The sequence below is a fragment of the Streptosporangium sp. G11 genome (genome assembly GCF_051192615.1).
Lineage (GTDB): Bacteria > Actinomycetota > Actinomycetes > Streptosporangiales > Streptosporangiaceae > Streptosporangium.
In genome coordinates this window covers 87,870-100,380 of the sequence record NZ_JBPJUQ010000036.1, presented here as the reverse complement: position 1 = coordinate 100,380, position 12,511 = coordinate 87,870, and the positions used below count along the sequence as shown (strand labels likewise).

The following is a 12,511-nucleotide window of genomic DNA, read 5'->3' as shown; positions in this document are numbered from 1 at the left end:
ACGGGCGGGCCGCAAGCGGTCAACCCGGCGCAGCCAACCATCAGCCGCGCCGATACTTCGGAACTTCTCGTCTAGGCCAGGTCGACGGGCCGCACCCGCAGCTTGGCGGCGATGCGGGCCAGGGCCTGCTGGTCGGCGGCGGTGAGCGGGTCGAGCACGAGTCGCCGCACCGCGCGCACGTGCGTGGGCGCGGCGGCGACGACCACCCCGTAGCCGGCGTCGGTGAGGGCGGCGACGGTGTATCTGCCGTCATCGGGGTCGGGTGAACGCTCCACCCAGCCCCGCTGCTCGAACCGCTTGACGACGTTGGACAGGCGCGAGAGGGAGCCGTTGGCCAGATAGGCCAGCTCGCTCATCCGCAGGCGGCGCTCCGGGGCCTCCGAGATGTGGCTGAGGGCCAGGTACTCGAAGAGGGTCAGGCCGGCCTGCTGCTGCAGCGGCGACTCCAGCCGCCCCGGTAGCAGCAGGACCAGCGAGACCAGCCCGGTCCAGGCCTCCTTCTCGTCCGCGGTCAGCCACAGCGTCTCGTCGGGGGCATCCTCGCCGGGGTTCGGGGTCGCGGTGATGGCCATAAAGGCACCATACCGAGCGACCGTGACTTTACGCGTGAAGTGAAAGCCTGATACGTTCACTTCACACGTGAAGTCAACTCGGAGGGGCCACCATGATCAAGCCGGAGTTCTTCGCCACGCCCGGGTACGGCGAGACGCAGCTGGCCAACATGCACTACAACCAGGCGGTTCGAATCGGCGACCGCGTCGAGACCTCGGGTCAAGGCGGATGGGACGACGACTGGAACTTTCCCGAGGCCCTCGAAGACGAAATCGTCCAGGTCTTCGAGAACGTCGGGCGAACCCTCGCCCAGGTCGGCGCGACCTGGCGTGACGTCATCGCCGTGAACTCCTACCACGTCCCCGACTCCGCCGAGTTCATCGGAGAGGTCCACAACCGCGTCATGGTGGAGCAGCTTCGCGAGCGCATGGGCGACCGCTCGCCCATCTGGACCGAGATCGGTGTCGCGGCCCTCGGTGCCCCGAAGATGCGCGTCGAGGTCCGCGTCACCGCCGTCATCGGCCATGCCGAGGTGACCGTGGTCCCGGCGTGATCCGGGGCGCCGGGCCGCCCACCCCGGCCGAGGGGTTCGTGAGCGCCGCCCGGGGCCGGTACGGCTGTGATCTCGCGCCGGATCGTGTCGCGGGTCAGGCCACGGGGATCGGCGGGCGGCCGGTCGCGGGGGAGGCCGCGCGGACCGGTCGTGTGAATACGGCGCCGGGACGAGGATTCGGCCGAGCTACCTTACGTGGAGTACTCCGAAGATGAGACGCGGCGCTGATGAGCGGATTGCGGCTCGTCCGTAAAGTGCTGGTCTGCGGTTGATCGCATCGGGCGCGGGACAGTGCCCGGCGTCGCCCCTCGCGGTGGCCCTCGTCACCGTTCCAGCGCATACCCGCACAGGAGGCATCCCATGCTCGACACGCGTGTCACGGCCCGGCGTCGGCGCCTGCCGTCGCGTCCGGTGTCACCGGTCGCCGCCCTGTCCCCGAGCCTGGCGACCTGGACCGCCATCGCCATCGCCATCGCCATGGTCATCGGTGTCGCAGGACCGGGGCAGGCTCGGGCGCAGACCGGAAACCCGCCCCCACACCGGTATCTGGGGACGTGGAACTACGACCAGCCCGTACGCGAGAGCATGCGGAACATCGCGGTCATCAGCTGCCCCGACACCGGCACGAACTGCCGCCCGATCCCGCCGCTCCACGTCCCGCAGATCGGGGACATCACGTTCTCCAAGGCGGCCGGCGGTGGGATCGTGGGGCGCACGGATCAGGGATGTACGTGGACGTTCGCGGTGCGCTCCACCTCGCTGGAGCTGAATCCGCCATCCCAGAACTGCTTCAACCGCGTCATCGGTTCGGCGTACACCATCACGAGATGGTCGGTCACCGTGTCCGGGGACCGTGAGCGGGAGACCATCGAGGCCGTCAGCCACCAGCCGAACGGCGACTACGAGTTCCGTCTCGACAAGGGCAGCCGTACCAGGGTGGGGAAGGACGCCTGGGCCCAGGCGCGGAAGGTCTTTCCGGGAGCATGGCGGTACGACGCCTCCGACCCGCGGTCCCGCGTGAACCTTCTCACCACCCGCTACACCGACCCCGACGGTCAGGTGCGGACCGTCCAGACACCGCAGCAGGGTCTCGTCACGTTCACGAGCGGCCACAAGAACATCGTGACGGCCCGGACCGAGAACGGATGTGACTGGACGCTGGCCGCGCGCGGGAACACGGCCAGGCTCGAACCGGCCGTCCAGACCTGCGAAACCGCGCTGGGTACCACCACGCTCACGTTCTGGACGATCGCGAGTGACGGCGGGCACCAGGCGTCGGTCATGGCCGGTGTCGACGAACGCGGCGGAAACCTCGTGCTCAGCGTCGGCAGCCTGACGAAGCGGTGATCCGCCGCCGGTGAACGACATGCCTGGGACCCCGGCGCGGGGAGGCCGGGGTGGACGGTCCATCCACTGCCTGGCGCGGGTGACCCGACGCGGTCGTCAGGGGCGGCGGTCGAGCGCCTGGCTCCACTTCACGGCGACCGCGGCCACCTGGATCAGCTCGGCGCGTAACCGCTCGGGGTCGCTCTCCGCGAAGGCCTCAAGGACCTCCTCCATCAGGATGTGCCGCCAGGTCAGCGTGCCGCCCTCGGCCGCCGTCTCCGTCTCGCGCCTGGCCAGGACGGACTCGGCCATCCTGTGCCCGGCGCCCGTGCCGTCGGGCAGGACCTGCATGCCGAACCGCTCGTCCTGGGCCACCCGCTCGGCGGCCACGTCCGCGAGCACCTTCGCCAGCGAGCCGGACACGCCCGCGTCCCCGTCATGATTCATGGCCCACAGTTCTAGCAGCCCGGCCGGTGTCCGTGGCCACCGCCACCGGCCCTACCGCGCCCGGCCCCACCGCGCCCGGCGACCCGGCCGCCTGACCGGACATCGCCCGATGCGCCGCACGCCGAATCCGTGCGATTCGGGCGCTGTGGCACACCTCGCCGATGTGGTGGTGCTGCCCCATCGCGAGGATGTCCGTGCTCGCGAGCCGCTCCGGGCCGTCGAGGCTGTTCGCTCCTGCCTCGGCGAAGCGTCAGGCCCGCTCCCCGGAGCGGCGGCCGCCCCGGGTCATGTCATCTTCATGCGGTCGCGCAGGATCGCGACACCGTCGCCGCCGAGTTCGTCGCAGTACGCCGTACGCCCGGTCATGGCCATCGTGAGTGCCAGGGTGGTGCCGGATACGAGCGCACCTGAGCCGGTCGTGAAGGGGCCGTCGCCGGCGACGAGTCGCAGGCCGCCGATCCGTTTCCTGGCGACGACGACGAGGTCGGAGCCCTGGTAGTACTCGGCCAGCCGGGTGAGGGTCGTGATCGGGTAGTCGCGGCGAATGCCCAGCGGTCGCCGGATGTCCTCCGCGTGCACGATCGTTTCGCCCAGCATCGCCACGGTCGGCAGAGGTGGTTTGGTGGTGCTCATGACGACGCGGCGGAACCTGTCGTGCGTCTCGGCCGCGGTCGCGCCCAGCTGCTCGGCAAGCCGCATGGCGACCTGCCTGTCGAAGTCGAACCGGCAGCGGATCACGCCCGCCAGCCACCGCACCGGGGTGAGGCCCGCCGCCGAGGTGAGGTGCGCCAGCACCTCGCGCACGGTCAACCCGGTGCACAACGACGGCGTCGCCCACTGCTCGTCGGTCAGATTCGCCAGGTCGGACGCCAGGGCCGCTCGCTCGGCGTGGATCAGTGGCCACAGGTCGGACGCGCGGCGCGGGTCCGCCTTCGGTCCCGGGGCGGTCATCTCAGGCGGCGTGTCGTCGTGGGTCATGGGAGTCCTCGCGGCTGTCGGTAAGGGTGGTCAGAAGGTGGGACTCTCGCCACGGGGCGGAATCGTCGCTCGTGAGCGGTCTTTTCGCGGGCGATCTCGGTTGTCGTGGTGACCTTTCGGGTCGCCGGCGATCGCGGCCCTCAAGGTCGCGGAGCCGGCGGCCGTACTCCGGGCCGCGACGACCACACGCCTGACCCGTGGCCAAGGCACCGGCCGACGGTCAGCCGTTCGGTGGGGCGCATCAGCCGTTCGGAGGATTGGAGCCTTCAGCCGCCGATTCAGGATATGGGTTGATGTGCTCCTTGCCGCCGGATTGAAAGGCTGACGACCCCGGCCGAGAAGGAGCGAGACACATGCCAGAGATGAGCGGTGGAAGTACGAGCACGCCGGACGATGCGGCGGTGAGTCGCCGGGGACTGCTCGCCGGCGCGGGTGCCGCGGCGGTCACCGCGCTGGGTACCGGGGCGGCCGCCACGTGGGACACCGGTGCCGCCGCCGCGGCATCGGAGGCGACGGGGTTCGGGCCGGTGACGGTACGGCCGGGCGACCTTCGCTACGACAGCCTGTTGCGTGGCAACAACTTCCGGTTCGCGGGCCGGCCGGACGAGATCCGGGTGGTCGGGTCGACCGACCAGGTGGTGCGCGCGGTGTCGGAGGTGGTGCGGTCCGGCCGGCGGGTCGCGGTGCGCAGTGGCGGGCACTGCTTCGAGAATTTCACCGCCGATCCGGCGGTGCGGGTGCTGCTGGACCTCGCTCCGATGGACGCGGTCGGTTACGACGCCGGTCGGCGGGCGTTCGCCGTGCAGCCCGGAGCCACCCTCGGGGACGTGTACCGGACATTGTTCAAAGGCTGGGGCGTGACGATCCCCGGGGGCAGCTGCCCGGAGGTGGGGGCCGGTGGGCACTTCGCGGGAGGCGGGTACGGCGCGCTGTCCCGGCGGTACGGCTCGGTGGTGGATCACCTGTACGGCGTGGAGGTCGTGGTGGTCGACCGCGACGGCACCGCCCGCGCGGTGGTCGCCACCCGTGAGCCGGACGACCCGCACCGCGACCTGTGGTGGGCGCACACCGGTGGTGGCGGCGGCAACTTCGGCGTGGTCACCCGGTACTGGTTGCGCTCGCCCGGTGCCACCGGCACCGACCCGTCCCGGCTGCTGCCGGCGGCGCCGCGGCGGATGTCGCAGTGCGTGATCTTCTGGTCCTGGGAGCACATGACCGAACGGGCGCTCACCGGACTGCTGCGCAACTTCGGGACCTGGCACGAGCGCAACAGCGCGCCCGGCTCCCCGTACGCCGGGTTGTACGGGATCCTCCAGCCGTCGCACCGCGCCGGCGGAACCGTCATGCTGGCCGTGCAGATCGACGCGGACATCCCCGACGCCGACGGCATGGTGACCGACTTCGTGTCCGCGGTGACCGCCGGCGTCGACCTCACACCGGTGCTCGACATCCGGCGGACGATGCCGTGGTTGCACCGGATGACCTGGCCGGGCAGCGGCGAGCCGGGTGACGTGATCACCCGGCGGTACAAGATAAAGGCCGGCTACCTGCGACGCTCGTTCACCGAGGCCCAGCTCGCGGCCGTCTACCGCAACCTGACGAACTCCACCGGCGGCCCGAACTCCGCCATGCTGCTCGTCGGCTACGGCGGCCAGGTCCGCGCGGTGGCGCCCGGGGCCACCGCGATCGCCCAGCGAGACGTGGTCATGAAGGCGATCTACCAGACGACCTGGGGCGAGGAAGCGGACGACGCGGCCAACCTCGCCTGGGTCCGCGACCTCTACCGCGACGTGTACGCCGACACCGGCGGCGTGCCCGTACCCGGCGAGGTCAACGACGGCTCCTACATCAACTACCCGGACGCCGACCTGGCCGACCCGGCGTGGAACACCTCGGGTGTGTCCGCGCACAGGCTCTACTACAAGGACAACTACCCACGCCTCCAGCGGGTGAAGGCCCGGTGGGACCCGCGCGACGTCTTCCGGCACGCCCTGGCCGTCGAGCCTCCCCAGGCCGGCTGATCGCATCAGGGCGTGCCGACGTGGAGGCTAGATTGTCCGATGGGGCGGGGGAGAGGACACCGGTGAGCGATCCAGCGGCACGGTGGCCCGTGGCGATGACCGTCGGGCCGTACGTGTTGCTGGCGCCTCTGGCCGGTCTCACCGTGGTCGTCAAGCGTTCGGCGGGCGCGTCCCCGCTCGTCGACCTGGTCCTGTGCGCGCTGGTGGCGGCGTGGATGCTGGGCGTCTTCACGCTCCGTCCCGCCTGGCGCGAGCGCGTGCCGGTGATGGCCGTGTTCTTCACCGTGCTGATCCTGCTCACGGCGATTCTGGTGATCAGGAATCCGTGGTTCGGTTTCTTCACCCCCGCGGCGTACATCTTCGCCTTCCGGGTGCTGCGCTGGCCGTGGCAGCCGGTCGGCGTCGGCGCGGTGGCGGTGGTGGCGGGTACGGCGCAGGCGTACGACGTGGACAAGACCACGGTCGTCGGCCTGATCACCTACGGCGCCGTCGTGGCCGCGAACGTCGTCCCCATGTGCGCCTTCGCCTGGTACGCCCGGCGCGGCGCCCGGCGCAACGAGGAGCGGGAGCGTGCGCTGCGCGAGGCGCGCGAGGCGAACCGCAGACTGGCGGCGTCGATGGCGGAGAACGCGGCCCTGCACGAGCAGTTGCTGGTGCAGGCACGCAACGCCGGCGTGCAGGACGAGCGGCAGCGGATGGCGCGGGAGATCCACGACACCCTGGCGCAGGGGCTCACCGGCATCGTCAGTCAGCTGCGCGCGGCCGAGCACGCCGGCGACGATCCGGCGGGGTGGCGCGGGCACGTCGCCGCCGCGACCAAGCTGGCCAGGGAGAGCCTGTCGGAGGCGCGGCGGTCGGTGCACGCGCTGCGTCCCGAGCCGCTGCGATCGGCGCGGCTGGGCGAGGCGCTGGCGGGCGTCGCCGAGCGCTGGTCGGCGCTGCACGAGATCCCCGTCCAGGTCACGACGACCGGTACGGCGCGGCCGATCGGGCCCGAGGCGGAGGCCGCGCTGCTCAGGATCGCGCAGGAGGCACTGGCCAACGTGGCCCAGCACGCGGGGGCGACCAGGGTGGGGGTGACGCTGTCGTACCTGGAGCACGAGGCGGCCCTGGACGTCCGCGACGACGGCGGCGGCTTCGACCCGGCCCGGCTCGACGCCGCCGCCGCCGACGGTCCGCGGGCCGATCGCGGCGGGTTCGGCCTGATCGCGATGCGGCAACGGGTCGAGAGCCTGTCCGGCACGCTGCAGGTCGAGTCGGAGCCGGGCACCGGCACGGGAATCTCGGCCCGCGTTCCCGCCAGGCGGGCGGAGGTGTACGCGTGAGCCGACCCGCCGGCCCGATCGGGCTGCTGATCGTGGATGATCACCCGGTGGTCAGGGACGGGCTGAGCGGCATGTTCGCCCGCGACCCGGAGTTCGAGGTGCTCGGCGAGGCCGCCGACGGAGCCGAGGCGGTCCGGCTGGCTTCGGCTTTGTGTCCGGACGTGATCCTCATGGACCTGCGGATGCCCGGCATGGACGGGGTGAGCGCGATCAGGGAGCTCGCCGAGCGGGCGAGCGGGGCCCGCGTGCTGGTGCTGACCACCTACGACACCGACGGCCACGTGCTCCCCGCGATCGAGGCCGGCGCCACCGGATACCTCCTCAAGGACGCTCCCCGCGACGAGCTGTTGCGCGCGGTCCGGGCGGCGGCCCGGGGCGAGGCGGTGCTCGCACCGTCGGTGGCGGCCCTGCTGATGAGCCGGGTACGCCGGCCGGCCCCGGGGCCGCTCAGCCCGCGCGAGGTCGAGGTGCTCCAGCTGGTGGCGGCCGGAGCCACGAACCGGGAGGCGGCGGCCAGGCTGTTCCTCACCGAGGCCACCGTCAAGTCCCACATGCTGAACATCTACGCCAAGCTCGGGGTGAACGACCGCGCCGCCGCCGTCAGCGAGGCGTTCAACCGGGGGCTGCTCGTCCCGCGAACGCCTGAACAGCCCTGATGGCCCGACGGCCCGGCGTTCGCATCCGGCCCCGTTCCACCGGAGAGGGGAAGCGGGCCGGACGGAAGGCGGTGGGCCGCGGTCAGCGGGTCGGCCGGTCAGGCAGTGCGGCTGTTCAGGCAGTGCGGCTGTTCAGGCGGCGCGGCGAGAGCGGGCCAGGGCCAGCCCGCCGAGGACCATGGCGATCAGCCCCAGCACCAGGGCCACGAAGCCCCCGACTATCCCGTAACCGGTGCCGGGACCACCGTCGGCGGCGGCCACGACCAGCCCGCCGAGGGCCGTACCGATCAGCCCCGCCACCAGGGCCACCACGGCCCCCTTCCTCCCGGTGCCGGTACCGGTGCCGGTGCTGATACGACCGGTGGAGCGGGCCAGGGCCAGCCCGCCGACGACCACACCGGCCAGCCCCAGCAGCGCGCCCACCAGGGACCACAGACGCCCGGAGGTCAGGGCGTAGGCGCTGACGGGATCCAGCTGGACCGAGGCGTGCGCGGCGGCCGGTGTGGCAAGCAGAACTCCGAGCAGGGCGGCCGCGGCGGCGGCAGGCAGGTGACGGACGGACATGAGGTGCTCCTCCTACGACTGGACGTGGCCCGATCATGTCCGCTGGACCCGCCGCCGGTCGTCCAGCGGACGCGGGCACTTCGCGCTGCCGCCGACACCGCAGCCGGCTGCCGCGGGCGCCGCAGGAGCCGCGAAGGTACCGCGTGCGCGGTAGCCGGACGATCATCCGCGCGCAGGAGTCGCCCGCGCGGACATCCGGTTAGGGTGCGCGCATGAGCACAAGGTGGTCCGGTGTCCGGGCCGACGTCGGAGACTGGGCGATCGCCGTCGGCGTGGCGGCGACGCTGCTGGTCACCGGGCTGTCCGGGCGGCCCCCCGCCACGGATCTCGACCTGCTCGGCTACGCGCTGCTGGCGGCCGGCGGCCTGGGGCTGGCCGCGCGCCGCCGGGCTCCGGTTCCCGTCCTGGTCCTCACCGGGCTGTGCGCGGCGGGTTACCAGGCGGCCGGTTTCGACGTGCCCGCCGTCGCGTACCTGTTCGCGGTGTACGCCGCCGTACGGGCGGGGCACCGCACCGTCACGGTGGTGGCGAGCGTGACCATGCTGGCCGCCCTCCCCCTCGCGGCCCTGGCCTCGGGCCTGCACGACACGGGCGAGGCGTTCGCGCAGGCCCGGGGCGCCCTCGAGCTGGCCTGGCTGGTCGCGGCCGGCGCCGCGGGGGAGGCGCTGCGCCAGGCCGAGCGGCGGGCGGACGAGGCCGAGCGCACCCGGGAGGAGACCGCGCGGCGCCGCGCCGACGAGGAGCGGCTGCACATCGCGCGGGAGTTGCACGATTCGCTCACCCACCAGATCTCGATCATCAAGGTGCAGGCCGAGGTCGCCGTCCACGTGGCCCGCAAGCGGGGTGAGCAGGTGCCGGAGGCCCTGCTGGCGATCCAGGAGGCCGGACGTGAGGCGACCCGGGAGCTGCGAGCGACCCTGGAGGCGCTGCGCGACGACGACACGACCCCGCCGCGCGGCCTCGACCACGTCGAGGAACTGGTGGAACGGGCTCGGGCGACCGGCCTGGACGCGACGCTGACGATCGAGGGACGGCGGCACGACGTGCCGGCCGCGGTGGACCGGACCGTCTACCGGATCGTTCAGGAGTCGCTGACCAACGTCGCCCGTCACGCCGCCGCCGCGACGGCGTCGGTCCGGATCGACTACCGTCCCGACGCCCTCGCGATACGCGTCGACGACGACGGCAAGGCCACACCGGACACCGCCCCGGTGCCCGGCGTCGGGCTGCTGGGGATGCGCGAACGAGTCACCGCCCTCGGTGGCCGCCTGCGGGCGGCACCGCGCGACGAGGGCGGCTTCACCGTCCAGGCCGAACTCCCCGTGGACCGAACGTCGTGATCCGTGTCCTGCTGGTCGACGACCAGCCGCTCATTCGCAGCGGATTTCGCGCGCTCCTCGACCTCGAGGACGACATCGAGGTGGTGGCCGAGGCCGCCGACGGGCAGGAAGGGCTGGCCCTGGCCAGGGAACACCTGCCCGACATCGCGCTCATCGACATCCAGATGCCGGTCGTCGACGGCATCGAGGCGACCCGGCGCATCGCCGCGGACCCGGCCCTGGCCGGGGTGCACGTCGTCATCCTGACCAACTACGGCCTGGACGAACACGTCTTCAACGCGCTGCGCGCCGGCGCGGCCGGATTCCTCGTCAAGGACATCGTGCCGGAGGACTTCCTGCACGCCGTACGCGTCGCCGCGCGCGGTGACGCCCTGCTCGCACCGTCGATCACCCGCAAGCTGATCAACCGGTACGTCGCCCAGCCGCTCCACCTCGGCACCGGCGCGGAGCTCAAAGAGCTGACCAACCGCGAACGCGAGGCCGTCGCCCTGGTCGCGCGGGGCCTGTCCAACGACCAGATCGCCGACCGCATGGTGATCAGCTCACTGACCGCGAAAACCCATATCAACCGGGCCATGGCCAAGCTCCATGTCCGTGACCGCGCCCAGCTCGTGGTCCTCGCCTACGAATCCGGCCTGGTAACCCCGCGCACCTCCTGACGTCCACGGTCCGGGTGCGGGCCTGCCCGCCGATGACGTGCCGGACCGCGCGGAATGGGACACCGACGCCCCGCGCGACGAGGTCCGCTTCTGCGTGCTCACCCATCTTGGTCGAACAGTGCCTTGGGCCCGTCCCCGATCGTTCACACCCGCGCGGCTCGTCGGCGATGTCGGCGAATCCGGGCTACGCCCGAAGGCCGGCGAGCCGCTCGAGCGTCTGGTCGATCGTGCCCTGCCTGGCGGGTAGCAGCGGCAGCCGCACGTCCGGCGTGGGGATGCGGCCTTGGGCGTGCAGGACGCCCTTGATCACGGTGGGGTTGGGTTCGGCGAACGCGGCGGCCGACAGGGCGGACAGGCGGTGTCCGAGCTCCCGGGCCCGCGGGAGGTCCCCGCTGAGCCAGGCGGCGGCCAGTTCGGTGAACCGTCCGGTGGCCAGGTGGGCGGAGGCCAGGATGCCGCCGGTGGCGCCGAGCGCGAGGAACGGTGAGGCGAACATGTCGTCACCGGCCAGGACGGCGAAGCCGGGTGGAAGGTCGCCGAGCAACTCCATGGCATGCGAGTCGATGCCACCGACCGCGTACTTGACCCCGACGATTCCCGGCAGCCGGCCCAACGCGTGCAGGCAGGCCGCGTCGAGTTGCTGTCCGGTGCGGTACGGGACGTGGTAGACGATCAACGGCACGGGGCTGGTGGCCGCCAGGTGAGTGAAGTGCGCCAGCACGCCGGGGGGCGTCGGCCGGGTGAAGTACGGCACGGGGACCAGCGCGGCCGTCACGTCCGGCCACACCGCGAGCCGCGCGAGGGCGGTCGCGCTGCCCCGGGTGTCGTTGCCGCCCGCGCCGATGATCAGGGTCGCGTCATGCTCGCGGCAGACCCGGGCGCACACGTCGATGACCGCGAGCTTCTCGGTTTCGTCGAGGGTGGCGGCCTCGGCGGTCGTTCCCAGCGCGACGATCCCGGTGGCGCCCGCAGCCAGGACATCGTGGGCGAGCCGCTCCAGGGCGTCCATCGCGATCCGGCCGTCAGCGGTCAACGGCGTGATCAGCGGTACATGAATCCCGCGGAGGACGGTGTTCAAGGTCATGGTCACCAGCGTGTCCCAGCTGCCTTGTGCGGGTCCAGTTCGCCTTTGTGGGTTCCAGCGTAAGCTGAGCCGATGCTCGACGTCCGTCGTCTGCGCCTGCTGCGCGAACTCGCCCTGCGTGGCACGATCGCCGCCGTCGCCCAGGCGCTGTCCTTCAGCCCCTCGGCGGTCTCCCAGCAACTGGCCGTCCTGGAACGTGAGGCGGGCGTGCCGCTGCTGGAACGGACCGGGCGACGGGTGCGCCTGACCCCCGCCGGGCAGACCCTGGCCCGTCACGCCGAGGCGATCCTGCAACGCCTGGAACAGGCCGCGGGCGATCTGGTCGACGCCCGCCACGGCCTGTCCGGCCCACTGCGCGTCGGCACCTTTCCGACAGCGGCGAGGGCGATCCTCCCGGCCGCTCTGACCGCCCTCGCCCGCGAGCACCCTGGCCTGGAGCCGATGGTCTCGGAGATCGATCCGGCCGACGTCGCCGACGCGCTGCGCGCCGGTGGCCTGGACCTCGCGCTGATCCACGACTACGACTTCGTCCCTCAGCCGGCCGAACCAGGCCTGGCCACCCAGCCGTTGTGCAGCGAATCGGTTTATCTGGCGTCGGCCGCTCCGATGGAAACCTCCGGTGGCCAGGTGATCATCGGCTGCGTGGACATGCCCTGGATCACGGCGATCCCGGGCACGGCCTGCCACGCGATGACCATCCGAGCCTGTCAGGCCGCTGGTTTCACCCCGCGCGTCCGGCATCACATCGACGAGTTCGCCACCGTGCTGGCCCTGGTCGCCGCCGGACAGGGAGTCGCGCTGATCCCGCAGCTCGGCGCGGTGAATCCGCCACCCGGTGTGGTGCTGACCCGGATGCCGATCCGCAGGCGGACCATGACCGCCCACCGCGCCGGAGCCGACGCGCACCCCGCCGTCGCCACCGTCACCGCCGCCATGCGCGCCGCCGTCCCCGCAGGGCTCGAAACCTGACAACGACCGCGGTGCCGTCGCGAGTTCGCCGCGACGA

At 72.2% G+C, this 12,511-nt stretch carries 13 protein-coding genes; 8 read left to right on the top strand and 5 right to left on the bottom strand.

The genetic code is table 11. The features are described 5' to 3' along the window. Positions 1–71 precede the first annotated feature (71 nt). On the bottom strand, positions 72–572 hold the full coding sequence (locus ACSDR0_RS28835) for a MarR family winged helix-turn-helix transcriptional regulator (protein ID WP_435292036.1): 501 nt from the start codon (positions 570–572) through the stop codon (positions 72–74). 92 nt (positions 573–664) lie between these two features. Between ACSDR0_RS28835 and ACSDR0_RS28830 the strand changes: the two genes are divergently transcribed. Together ACSDR0_RS28830 and ACSDR0_RS28825 are read left to right on the top strand one after the other, a co-directional pair. Continuing rightward, positions 665–1,105 (top strand): Rid family hydrolase, encoded by a 441-nt coding sequence (locus ACSDR0_RS28830; protein WP_435292035.1) that lies wholly within the window; start codon positions 665–667, stop codon positions 1,103–1,105. Positions 1,106–1,465: 360 nt separating this feature from the next. Further along, positions 1,466–2,452 (top strand): hypothetical protein, encoded by a 987-nt coding sequence (locus ACSDR0_RS28825; protein WP_435292034.1) that lies wholly within the window; start codon positions 1,466–1,468, stop codon positions 2,450–2,452. 96 nt (positions 2,453–2,548) lie between these two features. Here the strand turns inward: ACSDR0_RS28825 and ACSDR0_RS28820 are convergent, their stop codons facing one another. Beyond that, positions 2,549–2,878 carry a hypothetical protein gene (locus ACSDR0_RS28820; protein WP_435292033.1) on the bottom strand — a complete coding sequence of 110 codons (330 nt, stop codon included), beginning with the start codon at positions 2,876–2,878 and terminating at the stop codon, positions 2,549–2,551. 285 nt (positions 2,879–3,163) lie between these two features. Next, entirely contained in the window at positions 3,164–3,829 is a 666-nt protein-coding gene (locus tag ACSDR0_RS28815; protein ID WP_435292040.1) for a maleylpyruvate isomerase family mycothiol-dependent enzyme, read from the bottom strand. 380 nt (positions 3,830–4,209) lie between these two features. Here ACSDR0_RS28815 and ACSDR0_RS28810 point away from each other — a divergent pair, with 380 nt between their 5' ends. From ACSDR0_RS28810 to ACSDR0_RS28800, 3 genes are all read left to right on the top strand, one after another. Then, positions 4,210–5,877, top strand: coding sequence for an FAD-binding oxidoreductase (locus ACSDR0_RS28810; protein WP_435292032.1), 1,668 nt, complete (start codon positions 4,210–4,212; stop codon positions 5,875–5,877). A 62-nt stretch (positions 5,878–5,939) separates the two neighbouring features. Next, positions 5,940–7,202 (top strand): sensor histidine kinase, encoded by a 1,263-nt coding sequence (locus tag ACSDR0_RS28805; protein ID WP_435292031.1) that lies wholly within the window; start codon positions 5,940–5,942, stop codon positions 7,200–7,202. Then, positions 7,199–7,858 (top strand): response regulator, encoded by a 660-nt coding sequence (locus ACSDR0_RS28800; protein WP_435292030.1) that lies wholly within the window; start codon positions 7,199–7,201, stop codon positions 7,856–7,858. The genes ACSDR0_RS28805 and ACSDR0_RS28800 overlap by 4 nt, the downstream gene beginning before the upstream one ends. 132 nt (positions 7,859–7,990) lie before the next feature. On the opposite strand, the gene ACSDR0_RS28795 is transcribed toward ACSDR0_RS28800, so the two are convergent. Then, complete coding sequence (locus ACSDR0_RS28795; protein ID WP_435292029.1) at positions 7,991–8,422, bottom strand: DUF6223 family protein; 432 nt, start codon at positions 8,420–8,422, stop codon at positions 7,991–7,993. Positions 8,423–8,634: 212 nt separating this feature from the next. Here ACSDR0_RS28795 and ACSDR0_RS28790 point away from each other — a divergent pair, with 212 nt between their 5' ends. Then, a complete protein-coding gene (locus ACSDR0_RS28790) occupies positions 8,635–9,762 on the top strand; it encodes a sensor histidine kinase (RefSeq protein WP_435292028.1) in 1,128 nt (375 codons plus the stop codon). Then, positions 9,759–10,421: a response regulator gene (locus ACSDR0_RS28785; RefSeq protein ID WP_435292027.1), complete on the top strand. Its 663-nt coding sequence runs from the start codon at positions 9,759–9,761 to the stop codon at positions 10,419–10,421. The genes ACSDR0_RS28790 and ACSDR0_RS28785 overlap by 4 nt, the downstream gene beginning before the upstream one ends. Positions 10,422–10,605: 184 nt before the next feature. Here ACSDR0_RS28785 and ACSDR0_RS28780 read toward each other — a convergent pair whose 3' ends face one another. Continuing rightward, positions 10,606–11,505: a dihydrodipicolinate synthase family protein gene (locus tag ACSDR0_RS28780; protein ID WP_435292026.1), complete on the bottom strand. Its 900-nt coding sequence runs from the start codon at positions 11,503–11,505 to the stop codon at positions 10,606–10,608. Between the two features lie 72 nt (positions 11,506–11,577). On the opposite strand from ACSDR0_RS28780, the gene ACSDR0_RS28775 reads away from it, so the two are divergent. Further along, positions 11,578–12,474, top strand: a complete 897-nt coding sequence (locus tag ACSDR0_RS28775; RefSeq protein WP_435292025.1) for a LysR substrate-binding domain-containing protein — start codon at positions 11,578–11,580, stop codon at positions 12,472–12,474. Positions 12,475–12,511 lie beyond the last annotated feature (37 nt).